General features: G+C 71.6%; 15 protein-coding genes. 4 read left to right on the top strand and 11 right to left on the bottom strand.

Going from position 1 to position 16,031, the window contains the following annotated elements; genetic code table 11:
• The first annotated feature begins 133 nt into the window (after nucleotides 1-133).
• Entirely contained in the window at nucleotides 134-2,599 is a 2,466-nt protein-coding gene (locus tag WMF46_RS31925; protein WP_437980658.1) for a substrate-binding domain-containing protein, read from the top strand.
• A 42-nt stretch (nucleotides 2,600-2,641) separates the two neighbouring features.
• Here the strand turns inward: WMF46_RS31925 and WMF46_RS31920 are convergent, their stop codons facing one another.
• From WMF46_RS31920 to WMF46_RS31910, 3 genes are all read right to left on the bottom strand, one after another.
• The gene (locus WMF46_RS31920) at nucleotides 2,642-2,995 is read right to left on the bottom strand and encodes a DUF1801 domain-containing protein (RefSeq protein WP_437980657.1); all 354 of its coding nucleotides are present in this window, start codon (nucleotides 2,993-2,995) and stop codon (nucleotides 2,642-2,644) included.
• Nucleotides 2,996-3,127: 132 nt separating this feature from the next.
• Complete coding sequence (locus WMF46_RS31915) at nucleotides 3,128-3,910, bottom strand: dienelactone hydrolase family protein (RefSeq protein WP_437980656.1); 783 nt, start codon at nucleotides 3,908-3,910, stop codon at nucleotides 3,128-3,130.
• 134 nt (nucleotides 3,911-4,044) lie between these two features.
• Complete coding sequence (locus tag WMF46_RS31910) at nucleotides 4,045-5,451, bottom strand: NAD-dependent succinate-semialdehyde dehydrogenase (protein WP_437980655.1); 1,407 nt, start codon at nucleotides 5,449-5,451, stop codon at nucleotides 4,045-4,047.
• A gap of 267 nt (nucleotides 5,452-5,718) precedes the next feature.
• Here WMF46_RS31910 and WMF46_RS31905 point away from each other — a divergent pair, with 267 nt between their 5' ends.
• Both WMF46_RS31905 and WMF46_RS31900 read left to right on the top strand, forming a co-directional pair.
• The gene (locus WMF46_RS31905) at nucleotides 5,719-6,723 is read left to right on the top strand and encodes a hypothetical protein (RefSeq protein WP_437980654.1); all 1,005 of its coding nucleotides are present in this window, start codon (nucleotides 5,719-5,721) and stop codon (nucleotides 6,721-6,723) included.
• Nucleotides 6,720-7,469, top strand: coding sequence for a metallophosphoesterase family protein (locus tag WMF46_RS31900; RefSeq protein WP_437903334.1), 750 nt, complete (start codon nucleotides 6,720-6,722; stop codon nucleotides 7,467-7,469). The genes WMF46_RS31905 and WMF46_RS31900 overlap by 4 nt, the downstream gene beginning before the upstream one ends.
• A gap of 27 nt (nucleotides 7,470-7,496) precedes the next feature.
• Here the strand turns inward: WMF46_RS31900 and WMF46_RS31895 are convergent, their stop codons facing one another.
• From WMF46_RS31895 to WMF46_RS31865, 7 genes are all read right to left on the bottom strand, one after another.
• Nucleotides 7,497-8,318 (bottom strand): alpha/beta hydrolase, encoded by an 822-nt coding sequence (locus WMF46_RS31895; protein WP_437980653.1) that lies wholly within the window; start codon nucleotides 8,316-8,318, stop codon nucleotides 7,497-7,499.
• Nucleotides 8,319-8,461: 143 nt separating this feature from the next.
• Nucleotides 8,462-9,277 (bottom strand): metallophosphoesterase family protein, encoded by an 816-nt coding sequence (locus tag WMF46_RS31890; protein WP_437980652.1) that lies wholly within the window; start codon nucleotides 9,275-9,277, stop codon nucleotides 8,462-8,464.
• Between the two features lie 134 nt (nucleotides 9,278-9,411).
• Nucleotides 9,412-9,783, bottom strand: a complete 372-nt coding sequence (locus tag WMF46_RS31885; protein WP_437980651.1) for a hypothetical protein — start codon at nucleotides 9,781-9,783, stop codon at nucleotides 9,412-9,414.
• Nucleotides 9,784-9,852: 69 nt separating this feature from the next.
• Nucleotides 9,853-10,233, bottom strand: a complete 381-nt coding sequence (locus WMF46_RS31880) for a hypothetical protein (protein WP_437980650.1) — start codon at nucleotides 10,231-10,233, stop codon at nucleotides 9,853-9,855.
• Between the two features lie 274 nt (nucleotides 10,234-10,507).
• Entirely contained in the window at nucleotides 10,508-10,975 is a 468-nt protein-coding gene (locus tag WMF46_RS31875) for a peroxiredoxin (protein ID WP_437980649.1), read from the bottom strand.
• Between the two features lie 120 nt (nucleotides 10,976-11,095).
• On the bottom strand, nucleotides 11,096-12,304 hold the full coding sequence (locus WMF46_RS31870) for a serine/threonine protein kinase (protein ID WP_437980648.1): 1,209 nt from the start codon (nucleotides 12,302-12,304) through the stop codon (nucleotides 11,096-11,098).
• 101 nt (nucleotides 12,305-12,405) lie between these two features.
• A complete protein-coding gene (locus WMF46_RS31865; protein ID WP_437980647.1) occupies nucleotides 12,406-13,854 on the bottom strand; it encodes a hypothetical protein in 1,449 nt (482 codons plus the stop codon).
• Between the two features lie 140 nt (nucleotides 13,855-13,994).
• Here WMF46_RS31865 and WMF46_RS31860 point away from each other — a divergent pair, with 140 nt between their 5' ends.
• On the top strand, nucleotides 13,995-14,729 hold the full coding sequence (locus tag WMF46_RS31860) for a hypothetical protein (protein WP_437980646.1): 735 nt from the start codon (nucleotides 13,995-13,997) through the stop codon (nucleotides 14,727-14,729).
• A 175-nt stretch (nucleotides 14,730-14,904) separates the two neighbouring features.
• Here the strand turns inward: WMF46_RS31860 and WMF46_RS31855 are convergent, their stop codons facing one another.
• A complete protein-coding gene (locus WMF46_RS31855) occupies nucleotides 14,905-15,876 on the bottom strand; it encodes an HDIG domain-containing metalloprotein (protein WP_437980645.1) in 972 nt (323 codons plus the stop codon).
• Between the last annotated feature and the right edge of the window lie 155 nt (nucleotides 15,877-16,031).

Genomic DNA, 16,031 nt, shown 5'->3' with positions numbered 1-16,031 from the left:
CGAGCTCCTCGTGGTCCTACGGTGGTCCCATCGTCTCTGCTTGACAAGCACGAGCCCGCTCACGCCTGCTACGGGATGCGCCCGCACGCGCGATGCGCAGCGAGCGAGCGAGCGAGCGGCTGAACGGATCTGCATGACCACCGGACTGGACGTTTTCTCGACTCTCCACGACCTTGTGCGGCGAGCCATGGAGGGCCTCCCGGGCGCGCGGCGCGGGAGCCTGCTGATACGCACCGGCCGGCGCCTCTCGTACAGGGCGATCGTCGGGCTCGACGGGCTCCTGCCGGGCCGGGTGAACATGCCGTCCGACGGCGGGGCGCTCAGCGCGTCGGCTCCGTTCGGCCCCGCCGCGGCGCCCGAGGCGGCGCACGGCCCGTGCCTCGTCCCCGCGACCGCGTGGTACCGGGCGCACCTGCCCGAGCTCGCGGAAGCGCCTGGCTGGCTGCCCGACGGCGTCCACGTCCACGTCATCGCGGTGCCCATGTTCGGCGCGCCGGGCGCCTACCTCGCCCTGGAGCAGCCGGACGCGGCGCCGCTCTCGGGCCCGCGCCGCGCGCTCGTGGAGTCGGTCGCGGTGAGCGTGGGCGCCGCGCTCGAGCGGCGCGGCCTCTTCGAGGAGAAGGCGCAGAGCGCCCAGGAGCTGCGCCTGCTCGAGGAGGTGCTGAGCTCCGTCGCCGAGTCGGTCGATCCCCTCGAGCTCATCGAGACGCTCGCGGACGGGATCCGGAGCGTCCAGACCGGCCCGCGCTGGAGCGCGATCGACCTCGCCATCCTGGAGGATGCCGGGGGCGAGGGGCGCGTCGCCGATGGGTGGCGCGGAGCGTACGACGCGAGCCGCGCGCCAGGCCAGCCGATGATCCGCGTCTACAAGGCTCCCCGCCGGCCGCTGACGGCGTACTGGAACAACCTGCGGGACGGCGCGCTGGCGGCGGGGCGCGATCTCCGGGTCGGGGTCGAGTTCAGGAGCGTCATGTCCGCCGGCGCCGCGGCTCAGGAGGCGCTCCTCGAGGAAGGGATCCGCCGGCGGGTGGGCGGGATCGCGATCGCGCCCATCGACCCCGTGGCGCTCGAGCCGGCCATCGGCCGCGCGATGGCGGCGGGCATCCCGGTCATCACGATCGACACGCCGGCCGCCCCGGGCAGCCGGTCGTTGCTCTACGTCGGGACCGACAACCGGGCCGCCGGGAAGATCGCAGGCGAGGCGATGCTGCGGTTCTTGCCGCAGGGAGGCGAGATCACCATCCAGGCGGAGTCCTTCGCCGTGCCGAACGCCCAGGGGCGCATCGAGGGCTTCCGCGAGGCGATCGCCGGCTCGGCGGTCCGCGTGGGCTCGCTCTCGGAGAACCAGTTCGACGTGGAGCGCGCGATCGCGCTCGCCGTGGACGCGGTGCGTTCGAACCCCGGCCTCGCCGGCGCTCTGGGTGTGTGCAGCGAGAACGGCCCCAGCCTGGGGCAGGCGTCGATGAAGCTCGGGCGGTCCGGCGAACTCAAGGTGGTCGCCTTCGATCTCGTCACCGCCACGGTCGCGATGCTCCAGGACGGCGTGATCCACGCGGCGGTGGTGCAGCGCGAGTACGACATGGGGTACCGCGGCGTGCAGGCGCTCTACGAGATGGCCACGCGGGGCGTCGCGGAGGCCGTCGCGGACCTGCCGGCGTCGCGCTGCATCGACACGGGGGTCGACCTCGTGACCCTCGAGCGGACGCCCTTCTCGAGCGCCCTCTCGGATCACCTCGCGTCGAGCTCCGCCCGCAGGATCGTGAACCGCAGGCTGGGCGCGGGGCGTCACGAGCGCCCGCTGAATTTCCTGGTGATCGGCATGGCCCAGCGCGAGAGCCTCGTCGACGACGAGCGCGCGCCCGTCGCGGACGACTCGCTGGTGGGCCAGGTGATGCGCTCGTGCAGCTCGCTCGTCATCGACACCGCGTCGGGCGAGCACCAGCGCTTCGGCGACGTCGCCGAGGCGCGCCGGCGCGGCGCGCGCACGCTGGTCGGCGTGCCGCTGCTCTCCCGGGAGGCGGTCCTCGGGGTCCTCGTCCTGGCCAGCCCGCAGCCCGACGCGTGCTCGGCGACCGACCTGGCGCTCATCGAGCGCGTGGCCGCGGTGGCCGCCGTCGTGATCGAGAACGCGCGGCTCCTGTCGCGGATCAAGGAGCGGACGAGGGCGCTCGAGTCGCTGAGCAGCCGCCAGGAGGCGCTCCTCGAGACGATCGCCGCGATGTCGAGCCCGGTGGTGCCGATCGCGCGCGGCGTCCTCGTCATGCCGATCGTGGGCGCGCTGGACACGCACCGCTCCGGCCGCTTCATCGAGGCGATGCTGAAGGAGATCTCCGAGCACCAGGCGCGCGTCGTGATCATCGACGTCACCGGCATGGCGGTGGTCGACGCGAGCGCGGCGAACCACCTCGCGCAGGCGGCGCGCGCCGCCGGGCTGCTCGGGGCCGAGGTGGTGCTCGTCGGGATCTCGCCCGAGGCCGCGCGGCTCATGGTGGAGCAGGGGCTCGATCTCGGGGCGATCGTCACCCGCTCCACGCTGGAGCTCGGGTTCTCGTACGCGCTCGGCAAGACGGGCGGGCGGGTCGTCCACGGGCGCCGCTGAGCCGCGGGCGCGGCCGTCGCGCAGCGGCGCTCCGCGCCATCCTCACCGGCTCTGGTGGAGCGCGACGGCGGCCGCGACCAGCGTGGCGATCGCGGCGACGTCCACGTCCTTGGCAGAGCGGATATGGAGGTTCCTGGCCTGCTTGGCCTCGCCGGTGAGCAGGCCGCTCGGATCCGGCAGCTCGGCGCCGCGCTCGAAGCCGAGGGTCACGCCGAAGCGCTGCGGGGCGAGCCAGCAGATCTTGTGTTGGTCGCCGCCGCCCATCCGGAAGCTGACGAGCCGCCAGCCTGGATAGACGTGCTCGTGGACGTCGGGAATGATGCGCAGGAGCAGCTTGCGCACGCGCAAGGTCAGCTGTTGCGCTGCAGGGGGGTACTCGCTCAGCAGAGCGGCCACGGCCGGATCGTCCGACACAATCAATGACAGTAAGTCGACGTTCACGGGGACGCAACCGGCTGTGCCTCGTCGCGTGAGGTCGCGCGACGTCGCGCGACGTTCCGGCTCGGGCGCGGCTTTCGTCGCGGGCGGTCAGGGGTGCAGTCGCTCGCGGAAGAAGGCGAGGACGCGCGAGAGCGCCTCGCGCGTCGGGTGGCCCTCGCGGTCGACCAGATCGCGCGTCAGGACCGAGTGGGCGGTGCGCGGGATCCCATGGGGGTTGCCCGGGGACGAGTCGATCTCGATCCTCTCGAAGCCGTCGCCGAGCTCGGCCCGGAGGTGGTCGAACCGCTCCTTCGGGCACATCGGATCGTGGGTGAAGCGGAGCCCGAGCACCGGGGTACCGGCGGCGACGCGCTCCTTGACGGCGCGGAGGCCGTCGTCGGAGAGGTGGAGCCCGGCGCGGCGCTCGCGCGAGAGCGGGAAGGGCAGCGACGGCTGGCTCAGCACGGGCGCCGCGATGGCGGGGTCGACCATCAGCGCGAGCGCGAAGTTGCCCGTCAGGCACATGCCGATCGCGCCGACGCCCTTGCCCCCGAGCTCCGCGTGGACGTCGCGGCAGAGCGCGCGCAGCCAGTCGGTGATCGGGCTCGCCTGCCTGGACGCGAGCACGTGGAACTCGCGGCTGATGCAGGCGCGGCCCAGCTGCTCGACGATGTAGAGGGGCGTGTCCAGCTTGCCGGGCGTCCCGAAGAGGTGGGGCACGAAGACGGTGAAGCCGGCGTCCGCCACGCGCTCGGCGAACGCCGCGACCGACGGGGTGATGCCCGGGATCTCGTGCATGACGACGACGCCCGGGCCCGCGCCGCGGCGGTAGACCACCCGCGCCACGCCGTCGTGGGAGAACTGCGTCTCGGTGAAGCCGGGGAGCGACATGACCGCCATCATCGCCCTTCGCACGACGCCGGGGAAGCGGCGGCCGGACGGCTGGCGAGCGGCTCACCCGGCGAGCGCTCGGTCGCTCGATCACCGCTCGATCACGCCGTCCTTCGGTCGCTCCGCTCCTTGGATCACTCGGATGCAGGCAGGCCCCTCGGCCGTTCGTCCTTGGCGATCCAGACGGTCTTGACGTTCACGAACTCGCGCAGGCCGTACGAGGAGAGCTCGCGGCCGTAGCCGGACATCTTGATGCCGCCGAACGGCAGCCGGGGGTCGGACACGACCATCCCGTTGATGAACACCTGGCCGGCATCGAGCTCGTTGATGAGCCGCTCGCGCTCGTCGGCGTCGCGGGTCCATGCGCTCGCCCCGAGGCCGAACCGGGTGGAGTTCGCCATGTGGATGGCCTCGTCGATGTCGGTGACGCGGAAGACCGCCGCGACCGGGCCGAAGAGCTCGTCGTCGGCGGCGGGGGAGGGGCGCTGGACGTCGGTGAGCACGGTCGGCGGGAAGTAGTTGCCCGGCCCCCTCAGCCGCTTGCCTCCGGTGAGGAGGAGCGCGCCCGCGGCCACCGACGCCCGCACCTGCTCCTCGAGCTCCGCGGCGATCTGCGGCGTGGCGAGCGGCCCGACGTCGACCGACGGATCCATCGGATCACCGACCCGCAGGCGCCGCATGGTCGCGACGAAGCGCTGCTCGAACTCGGGCGCGATCGACTCGTGCACGATGAAGCGCTTCGCCGCGATGCAGGACTGGCCGTTGTTGATGATGCGCGCCCGGATCGCGGTCCCCACGGCGGCGTTGAGGTCGGCGCTCGGCAGGACGATGAACGGATCGCTGCCGCCGAGCTCGAGCACCACCTTCTTGAGGTGCTTGCCGGCGTGGGCGCCGACGCTGCGCCCCGCGTTCTCGCTGCCGGTGAGCGTCGCGGCCGCGATGCGCGGGTCGGCGAGGAGGCGCGGCACGACGTCGGTCCCGGCGAGCAGCGCCTGGAAGACCCCTTCCGGGAAGCCGGCCCGGCGGAGGATGTCCTCGATCGCGAGCGCGCAGCGGGGGACGTTCGAGGCGTGCTTGAGGAGGCCGACGTTGCCGGCGACGAGCGCCGGCGCGGCGAAGCGGAAGACCTGCCAGAACGGGAAGTTCCACGGCATGATCGCGAGCACCACGCCGAGCGGGTGGAAGGCCACGTAGCTCTTGCCCGCGTCGGTGGCGACCTCTTCGGGGGCGAGCAGGCGCTCGGCGTTGTCGGCGTAGTAGCGGCACGCGGTCGCGCACTTCTGGGCCTCGGCGATGGCGGAGCCGATGGTCTTCCCCATCTCGAGCGTCATGAGCTGCCCGAGCTGCTCCTTCTCGCCGTCCAGGATGTCGGCTGCCCGGCGCAGCTTCTGGGCCCGCTCGGCGACCTGGGTCTGCCGGAAGCTGCGGAACGCGGCGTGCGCGCGCGCCACCTTCTGCTCCAGCGCCGCTGAGGAGAGAGGTTCGAACGTCTCGATCGTCTCTCCGGTCGCTGGATTGATCGTCGCGATGGCGGTGTTCACGGATGTGCCTCCTCTTCGAGCGTCGGGGGCCGCGGCTCGTCGCCAGCCAGCTCGGGGTGTGCCGAGCGGTCCCGGCAGGCGAGCTTGAGCCAGACCCGCCACGTCGTGCAATGGTCAGCGAGGACGAGCCCGCTTCTCTTCCTTCGTTCGCGTCGTTCCTGCGTCTTCCGACGTGGTCCACGCGGTCCACGCCGTCCACGCATGTTCCGGGCGCGTGAGGGGGGAGGGGGGTCGCCATCGCACGTCCTGTTCATTACGCAGAGGGGGATGGTCCGCAGCGGATCCCCTGTCGCAGGCGACGCGGAGCACGCGCTTTCAGCCCGGGCGACGCGCGCCGGCGAGCGCGCGGCGCTCGCTCCTCCGGCCTTCGACGACCCCGCCGGCCAGCTCTCTCGCGCGGGCGAGCTGGAGGTGAGGGTGAGGGCGATGGACGCCCTCCTCTGCGCCGGCGTGCCGTTCATGGTGGCGGGGGCGTATGCCTTCTTCGCGTACACGGGCATTTTCCGGGACACGAAGGATCTCGACGTGATGCTGGACGAGCGCGAGGTGCCGGCGGCGTTCAGGGCGCTGGAGCGGGCCGGCTTCGAGACGGAGCTCATCGATCCGCGGTGGATCGGGAAGGCCTACGCGGGCGACCGATTCATCGATCTCATCTTCTCGTCGAGCAACGGCCTGGCCGTGGTGGATGGCGGCTGGTTCGAGCACGCGCGTCCGGCCACGATCCTGGGGCACTCTTGCCTGATCGCGCCGGTCGAGGAGATCATCTTCACGAAGGCGTTCGTGGACGAGCGGGAGCGGTACGACGGCGCCGACGTGAACCACCTCATCTACGCGTGTGGGGACGAGATGGACTGGGAGAGGCTCCTCGCCCGGTTCGGTCCCTACTGGGAGGTCCTGTTCGCGCACCTGACGCTGTACCGCTTCGTCTATCCGGGCGCGCGGAGCCGGGTGCCCGAGTGGATCATCGACGAGCTCTGCCGGCGTACGCTGGAGCAGACGCGGGCCGGCGACGCGCCGCTCCGGGTATGCCGGGGCAACCTGATCAGCAGGCAGCAGTACGTGCACGACTACGAGAAGCTCGGGCTCGACGTGGGGCCCGCTGCGTCCGCGCCCGAGGCGGCGCGGGGGGCGCTGTGCAGGAAGCGCCAGCGGTCTGCGGCGGGGCGGCCTCGCGTCGGCAAGGGGAAGCCGGGCCGTGACGGGGCTCCGGGCGGCGCGGAGGGGCCGGGGGTGGAGGTCGAGGCGGCGCGGGTCCGCAAGCCGGGATCATGAGCGCCGCCGTCGCCGGAGGGAACGGGGAGCCGGGCAAGCGCCGCATCGCGGCGTCCTCGGATCTGCACTGCCGGCCGGAGCACGGCGCCAGGATGCGCGAGCTCGTGAAGGCGGTGAACGCGGAGGCGGAGCTGCTCGTGCTGTGCGGCGATCTCACCGATCGCGGCCATCCCGAGGAGGCGAAGGTGCTGGCCGACGCGCTCGCCGGGCTCTCGATGCCGTGCGCCGCCGTGCTCGGCAACCACGATCTCGACCGGGGGGCGGGCGCCGAGATCGCGAAGCTCCTGGGCGACGCGGGCGTCGAGGTGCTCGACGGCGATCACCTGATCTTGCGCGACGACATCGGGGTTGCCGGCGTGAAGGGCTTCATGGGCGGGTTCGGGAGCGCGACGCTGCAGGCGTTCGGCGAGGGCCCGCTCAAGGCGTTCGTGCAGGAGGCCGTGACCGAGGCGCTGAAGCTCGAGGCGGCGCTGTCCCAGCTCGACAGCGAGAAGAAGATCGTGATCATGCATTACACGCCGATCCTCGAGACGACCGTCGGCGAGAACGTGGAGATAAGGCCGTTCCTTGGGACGAGCCGCCTTGCCGCGCCGATCGATCTGTACGGCGCCGACGTGGTCTTCCACGGCCACGCGCACCACGGGGCGCTCGAGGGGCACACGTCGAACGGGACTCCGGTCTACAACGTGGCGATGCCGCTGCTCAGGAAGCTCACCGGCAAGCCGTTTCTGCTCTTTGAGGTGTAGCGGGCGAGCGCCGATCGGTGCTTTCGCTCAGTGCTTCTGCAGGAATGCCCGTATCGCTCCGAAATAGGCGGACGCGAAGAGGAGGATATCGTTGTGCCCGGCGCCGTCGATGAGGTGCAGGGCTTTCCTCTCGTGGGGGACGGCCGCGTGGTTCTCGCGGGCGTGGTCCGGCGGGAGCAGCCTGTCGCGCGCGCCGTGCAGGACGAGGACCGGGATCTGGACGTTCCTCAGGAGCTCCGGGTTCGAGAAATTGCGGTGCGCCTCGTCGCGCAGATCGCCGAGGTCGATCTCGAAGAGGGCGAGCAGTTGCCGCACGTCGCTGAACCCGCTCTCGAGGAGGAGCGCGCGGTACGCGTCGCCGCGGTGCGCGGCGATCCGTGACGCCGGGGAGCTGCCGAGCGAGCGGCCGAAGAGCACCGGCTTCGGCGGCTCTTCGAGGCCTGCGGCGCGGCTCGTCTCGGCGAGCTCGCGCTCGAAGAACTCGGAGACCTTCACGGGATCTTCCCGGAGCGAGCGCAGCGTCGGCTGCCCGCCGCTCCAGCCATAGCCGCGGTAATCGACCATGAAGAGGTTGAGCCCGATGTCATGCCAGCCCTCGGCGATGTCGTCGTAGTCGGGGACGGTCTCGCCATTGCCGTGGAACGCGAGCACGGTCGGATTCCGTGGGTCGGACAGGTGCCAGCGCGCGCCGAGCGTCACCCCGGGGGCGACGGGGATGTCGTAGTCCGTCGCGCCGGCGGGCGGGCTCGTGTTCACCTGCCTGGGATAGAAGACGTCGGCGGCGCGAGGGTTTGCGTCGAGCGCGCGAAGGAACTCGTCGAGCTGGCTGTCGGGGTCGTTCGTCGGCATGGCTCACCATTCTGCCGAGTTCGGCGGAGGTCGTGGACGCGCAGGATACGTTGTGCCGGAGTAAGTGGGTACCTGGGATGGATGCCCGCGAGCGCGAGGGTGGTGACCCGGTGGGGAGCCGGGGTGCGCGGCGCGATGGTGGCCTACGCGGTCGTGATGACGCCTTGCACCGCGGGCTCGTAGTATTCGGCGCCGCCGGTGCGCACAACGAGGTTCGGGAGGATCTCCGCCACGCCGGCGCCGTGCGTATGGCCGCAGAGCACTTCGATCCGCCGCTCCGGGTACCGCAGGGCGGCCTCGCGGAGCACCTCGCCTGTGGCCTTGCAGGTGAAATGGGGGAGCCAGTCGTCGTTGGAGATCTGGCCTTCGTGCCAGCAGGCCTCCTTGAAGGGGGGGACGTGTGTCGCGACGATGACGCGCCGGTACCGCTCGAGGGCCACGGGCAGGATGCGTCGCAGGTATTCCGCGGCCTCGTCGCCGAGGCGGTGGAGGGCCTCTCTCCGGCGGTGCCGGTCGAGGGAGGTGAGCTCCTGGATGAGCACGTAATCGTTGAGCGAGACGGGCGATCTCTCGTAATCGCCGAGGCGGGCGTCGGCCCAGCCGTCGTGGCCGACGAGGGCGGTGTCCGGGCCGAGCTCGACGTGGGGGATCGACGGGAGCCACCTGAGCCACGGGGAGGTGACCGAGAGCTCGGCGGCCATCGTGCGCACGGCGGCGATGCTCCCGCGGTAGAAATCGTGGTTGCCGAGGACGAAGTAGAGCGGGCGCTCGATGGCCTGGGCGACGGTCTCGAGGAGGGGGCGGAGGCTCGTGGCTTCCGCGATGTCGCCGGTGAAGAGGACGGCATCGGAGGCGGTGGCGGCGAGGGTGGAGCAGAAGGCGGCGAGGTCCTCGCGGGAGAGGAAGTTGAGGTGGACGTCGGTCGCCCAGGCGAGGCGGAGCGGGGTCGGCGCGGCCATGAGATCAGGATAGGCGGGCAGGCGAGGGGGAGCCAGCGAGGTGGCGCGATCTCCCATCCCCCGTCGCACGTTCCGGCCAGCTGCGCCCCGCCGGGAGGGCTGGGCGCAGCTGCTGCTCCTGTGCATTCATGGCGTCACGGCGATAGCCCGCCTGTCCCGTCCGCCTCCAGCGAGTCCGCGAGCGCGCAGCGCGCGAGTCCTGCTTTCTTGGCCTCTTCGCGCAGCATCGCGCCCTGCTCTGCGGCCCCTTTCACGCTGAGCATCGTGCGGAGCTCGATTCCATCGGGGCTCTCCACGTGCTCTCCGATCCACGCCGACCGCATCTGCCCGACGCTGATCGGATCCGCCTCCGGGTCGAGCCCGGCTCTCCTGTCGACGTCGCACATCATCGCGACCGCCTCGGGGAACGTCTGCCCGCCGGGGGCCGGGGCCTTCGCCTCGGGAGCTGAGCCGCAAGCGGAGAGGAAGGCCGGAAAGAGCAGGGGAATGAGGGGATTGGGGCGCATGCTGCCTTCGACAGGAGAGCGCGCCTGGGCTTGGCAGCGATCACATCGCCCCGGTGCGCCGCCCTCCGGCTACTCGCCCGTGCCCCCGTCCACCGCCGGGACGAGCTCGATATCGACGTTCTGGGGCAGGAAGCTCTCGCACTCGTCGTTCATGACGGGCGTGAGCGTCTGCTCGAAGTCGTCGTAGCCTGTCCCCGAGATCTTCACCCACGTCACCCCGGCCGTCCACAGCTCGCAGACGAGCGTCTCCAGCGCTTCGGGAGGAGGCTGCGCGCGATCGACGGCGCACACCAGGTTGGCCTCGTCGAGCGTCTTCCAGGTGGTCGGATCGCTCAGGACGAAGATCGGCTCGTCCGCGGCGCTCCACGCGATGTGAATGGTGGTGTCCGGTGGGACGGTGGCGCCTCTCGCGCGCACGGTGATCGTGAACAGCGCCTGTCTTGGCCCCATCGGACAGCCGCTGGCGTCGCCCGTACTCGAGCCGACGGACCCGCCGCCCCCGGCGCCTTTACAGGCGCCCACCACGGAAGCGCTCGCGATCGCCGCCGCGGCGATCGCCGCGAGGATCGTGAGCGATACGATTCGATCGGGAGCGAAAGGAGGGCGTGGTGCCACAAGGGCGACAGGGTAGGGGCGACATGCCAGCAAATCCAGCGTGAGCAGGTTTTTGCGCAGGTGGAGCGCCCTCCTCCGTGCGCCCTGCCCTCGCAGGCGGTCGCGGCGTTCAGGCCTGGGCCTTGAGCTCCGCGATGTCCTTGAGGAGGGCCTGCTCGTGCCCGTCGGGCTTCACCTTCAGGTAGGTCTTTCGCAGCACGCCCGACGGATCGATGACGAATGTCGTCCGGTCCCAGTACAGGGTGCCTTTCCACTCGCTCTGCCCGACGCCCGCGGCCTTGAGCAGCTCGTGGCGCGTGTCGGCGAGCAGATCGATGGTGAAGGAGAACTTGTCGCAGAAGCTCTTGTGCGACGTGACGTCGTCCTCGCTGACGCCGACCACGGCGATGTTGGCGTCGTCGAAATCGGCCTTGGAGGCCGTGAACGACTTGCCCTGGATCGTGCATCCCGGCGTGTCGTCCTTCGGATAGACGTAGAGGACGAGCCATTTGCCCGCGAAATCCTCGAGCTTCACGGTCTTGCCGTCCTGGTTCGGCACGGCGAAGCGCGGAAACGGCTTTCCAATCTCGACGCTCATCTTCTCTTTGCCTTTGCTGTGGGCCGGAGGAGGGCTCCTCCTGGCCAGTGACGGGTCATGGGATGGAACGGATGGGACAGCGCGGCGGCGTGGACGTCACGTCGCTGTCCGCGAAGGGATCTAGCGCGGAATGAGCCCCCGGAACCAGGCCGTCACCGAGGACGAGGACTCGTCCTGGTGGAGCGAGTCCGGGCCTTCCAGCTCGTCGGCGAGCCCCCCGAGCGGCCCCTCGCTGCGCGGGGGCGGCGAGCTCGGGTGCTCGTTCCCGTGCGTCAGGATCGCGGCGCCCTCCAGGGTGGGCAGCAGGCTCAGGCCGCTGCCGCCGGCGGTCGGCTCCTTCGTGAGCGACTTGAACTCGAGGAGCATCATGTCGATGAGCTCGGCGATCTTCTGCGTCCCGTCGATCGCTCGCGCCGGCCCGCCCTTGGCGCGCTCCACGAGCGAGGCGACGTCGTCCTCGCTCACCGGGCGGCCGTAGCGGTAGAGGAAGCGGGTCAGGTCGCGCCCGAGCTCGCGCGCCGACAGGTAGCGGGCCGCCGGGTCGCGGGCGAGCGCGCGGCGGATGATCTGCTCCAGCTCGCGCGGCACATCGCTGTTGATCTGCTGGAGCGAGGGGATCACCGCGTCGCGCACCAGCCGCACCGTGATGTAGTCGGAGTCGCCGAGGAACAACCGGCGCCCGGCGAGCATCTCCCAGAGGATGATCCCGAGCGCGAAGATGTCGACGCGCTGGTCGACGCCTTGCTCGAGCACCGTCTCGGGCGCCAGGTAGCCGAACTTCCCCTTGATGATGCCCGCGTCGCTCTCGGCGAGCTGGCTCGACGCCTTCGCGAGCCCGAAGTCCACGATCTTCACCTCGCCGTAGCGGGTGATGAGCACGTTGGCCGGCGTGATGTCCCGGTGCACGATCTGGAGCGGCTTGCCGTCCCCGGTCGCGAGATCGTGCGCGTAGGCGAGGCCCTGGCACATCTTCGCGGCCATGAAGGCGGCCACCTCGACGGCCATCGGCCGGCCGACCTTCTTCTGGTGATCGAGGAGGGCCCTCAGGTCGGCGCCGTCCACGTACTCCATGACGATGAAGTAGGTGCCGTCGCCGACGCCGATGTCGAACACCGACACGACGTTCGAGTGCGAGAGGTGCGCCGAGAGGCGCGCCTCATCGAGGAACATCGCGATGAACTGCTCTTTTTTGCTGAGCTGCGGCAGGACGCGCTTGATCGCGACCTGCTTCTTGAACCCTTCGATCCCCGCGCTCTCGGCGACGAAGACCTCCGCCATGCCTCCGGAGGCGAGGCGCTTGATGACCCGGTACCGCTGCTGCTCGGACATGCCCTGTCTGTCGTCCTCCCGCCCCGTGCCGCCTGGCCGTCCAGTCTAGCGGCTCGGGGCCCGCCGCGGATCAAATCCACGAGGCGGCACGCGCCCTTGGGTCATCGGAACGTGGCGAGCGCCGCGACCGTCGCGAAGGAGAGCCCGACGAGCGCGGCGAGGGCGAACGCCGACAGCAGCGGCTCCGCCCGCACGGCGGCGAGCAGCCGGTCGCGATCCTCCCTGGACAGCGGCGCACCATGGGCGCCGTCTTTGCCGTCGCCGCCCGAGGCGGCGGCGACGTGCGCCTCCAGGCGGCGCCGCGCGGTCCTGGATCGCAGCGCGAGCAGCAGCACCTGCGCCACCGCGGAGGCGGCGAGGACCCCGAGGCCAGCGCGCCGCGCATGCGAGGCGCGGGCCCGCTCGCGCGCCTCGGCCGCCGGCATCCCATCCGCGAGCAGCTCCACGCGCCGCGGCGAGGCGGACGCCGCCGCGGACGTGATCGGCCACGCCACCGTGCCTGCGCCCCGCTCGTAGGGGTCGCTCGCGACAACGGCCCAGTCCGCCTCCCCGGGCGCGGCGCTGTCCGGGAGCGTCACCCTCCCCGAGAAGAAGCCCGCTCCGTCCGCCGCGAGCGGGACGATCGTCCCGACCGCACGGCCGCGCGCACCTCCGATCGAGACGTAGGCGCGTGGCCTCGGCGTCGGGGAGATCAACCGGAGCTCGGGCCGTTCGCGATCGAGACCGCCCGGATCGAGCCAGATGGCTCCTGGGATCACGGGCAGCTTCCCTTCCCAGGTGCCGCTCGCGATCCGTGTCCCTGGCGGTGCGCTCCCCGGGTGGGTCGCGCGGAGCGTGAGCTCGACGGTGTGCGCCAGCGGCTTGAGCGTGAGCTCCGCGGCGCCGCGCGCATCGGCCGTGATCTGTGCCGGATCGCTGCCGTGCCCCTCGATCTCTGCCCCGACGGCGCTCGCCTCGAGGCGAGCCCCTGCCGCGGGCGTTCCGTCTCGCGTCTCCATCGCGACCCGCACCCGCTCCGGGAACGGAGCTGCCAGGGCTCCCCGCGCCGCCGTGACCTGCAGCCGGAGCTCCCCGTGCGCCGCGCCTGGCAGCGCGGTCGCGTGCGCCGCGCCTGGCAGCGCGGTCGCGTGCGCCGCGCCTGGCAGCGCGGTCGCGTGCGCCGCTGGGAGCGGCGGCAGCAGCGGGAGCTGCCGCTCCAGGAGCGTGTCGCCGCCCAGCGCGATCCGCGCGGTCACCGGCTCCCGCAGCCCCGCTGGCGCGCGCAGCAGCGCCTCGCCGATGCCGTCCTTGCCGAGCGAGCCGGTCCATCGTTCGAGCGGCGACCCTGCGGACGTGGCGCTCACCTCGATCTGCGGGATGGCCGCCGGATCGTCGGCGCCGTGGAGGCGGCGCACCCCTTCGACGCGGAGCGCCAGCGCCTCGCTTCCGGCGACGGGCGCCCCCCACACCCGCACGCCGGTGGCCATGCGTGGCGAGCCTGGCCCCAGGATGGCGAGGGCTGCGAGCCCGATGCCCAGCGCGGGCAGGACGTACGTCGCTGCGTTGGGCATCGAGAGCATCACTGTCCCAGCATACCTCTCCGTCCTTGCCGCGCGGGCGGGGGGCGGCTCCGGTCTGGCTGCTCGCGCGGAGCGCTGGCCTCGGCTGAGCCCCTTTGCGTCCGGGCGTCTCCTCCGATAGGAAGCCGCCGATGGCAGGCGACAGACCGGTGAAGCGCAAGCGCAAGGGTTCGGGGACCACGGGGCAGGGCGGTGAGGTCGTGTTGCGGCAGCGGACCGATCCGCGGAGCGAGCGACGCTTCGAGCCGAAGGCGTCGCTCGAGCTCGGCCTCACGATGCTCGGCATGTCCGTCGCGGCGCTGCTGGCCGGGGCGGGGGTTTATGGCCAGTGGTTCCGGGGCGAGGACGCGGGCGCGCACCCGGCGGCCACGTACCTGCTCCTCGGCGCCTTGCTCCTCGGGGCGGCGGTGGGGCTCTTCGGTCAGTGGTCGATGAAGGCGCTTCGTGTCGGTGATGCCGGGGTGGGGCTGGAGAGCGGACCTGGCGAGATCGAGCGCATCGGCTGGCACGATGTCACGGGCCTGTTGCTCACGGAGACCGCGCTCACGGTCCAGGGCAGCGGCACGGCGATCGCCATCCCGCTGCGAGCGCACCTCCCGGCGGCCGCGCGCGTGCTGGCCGAGGCGAGGGTGCGTATCCCCGCGCGAGCGGCGGACATCAAGGAAGGCGCGCTGCCTCCGCCCGACGATGCCGCCGGCGAGGTGCGCCCGCTGGAGCCGCCGCAGGTCGCCGGCCTCCGCTGCAAGGCGACCGACAAGCTGATCGCCTTCGAGGCCGACGCTCGTCTCTGCGGCCGTTGCGGCGAGCACTACCACAAGGAAGGCGTCCCCCAGCGCTGCATCACCTGCACCGCCCCCCTTCGCTGAGCGGTCGCCCGCTTCGGATACGGGCCCATCTCGGCGTCTTCGGTGCTCAGCGCACTGGAGTGCGCTTCCGCTCCGAAGACGCCGATCTGGACCCGTCTCCTGTGCGGGCGACCGCTCAGCGCCTGCTCTCTAGCGCGACGAACATGGCGGTCCCGGGCCCCTCTGCGCTACGCCCTCAGATCCCGAATCGCGCCGCGTGCTCCCGGAGGAACGCGATGTAGACGTCCGCCTCCTGGTGCGACGCCACCTCGCCCGCCTCGACCGCCTCCTCCAGCGCGCGCTTGATCTCGCCGACCCGCCGCGACGGCGGCAGCCCGAACGCATGCATGAGGGCGTCGCCGATGCCGCTCGGCAGCGGCGGCACCACCGCGTCCTCCGCCTGGACCTGGAGCACCCGCTCGGCGAGCTCGCTGATCTGCTTCAGCCCCTTCCGCTTCTTCTCGGGCCGCTTCGTGGTGATGTCCGCCCGCGACAGGTCGAGCACGTCCTTCAGGCAGCCGCCCATCTCCTTGGCGAACCGGCGCACCGCGCTGTCGGTCCACGACGCGTCGTACTGGCTCGCCCGGAGGTGGTGCAGGATCAGGAAGCGGATGCTGTTCCTCAGCGCATCCTCCTTCGTGAAGAGCGGCAGCCGCCGGTCGATCTTGTCGAACATGCGCGCGCCGACCTCGGCGTGACCGAAGAAATGGACCTCGCCCGTCGGCGAGATGGAGCGCGTCCTCGTCTTGCCGATGTCGTGGAGCAGGGCCGCCCAGCGGACCTCGAGCCTCGGGACGGCCTGACGCACCACCTGCTTCGTGTGCTTCCAGACGTCCTTGTGGCGCCACTCCCCGTCGCCGAAGCCCACCATCGCCTCGACCTCGGGCAGCATCGCGGCGAGGGCGCCCGACTCGAGCAGGGCGTCGAGCCCGGCCTCGGCGTCGTCGCTCATCATGACCCGGTCGAGCAGCTTGCGGACATCGGGCAGGTAGGCGGCGGCCGCGGCCTTGAAGTCGGCGGGCCGCCCGGAGATCACCCTGGACGAGGCGCGTGGCTCGGCGCCCGCTTCGGGCTGCTCGGCCTCCGCCTTCTCTGCTCGCTGGACGGCCCACTCGAGGGCCTCCATCGCCCGCTTGGGGCTCGCTTCCTGGGTGAGAATCTCCTGCACGCTGGCCTTCCACACTTTCGAGGTTACGGGGTCGCCCACGGGGCGCCGGCTGGCGCGGCCCGAACGGGGGTTCGCCGGTTTAGAGCCAGCCGCACCTTCGCGCAATGGTTCGTCGCGTTGGTCGCGTTGGTCGCGTTCGTCGCTCGACACGCCGC

The organism is Sorangium sp. So ce117, from assembly GCF_051524395.1.
GTDB lineage: Bacteria > Myxococcota_A > Polyangia > Polyangiales > Polyangiaceae > Sorangium > Sorangium cellulosum_B.
The sequence above is the reverse complement of the archived record's forward strand: the minus strand, read 5'-3'. Positions and strand labels throughout refer to the sequence as shown.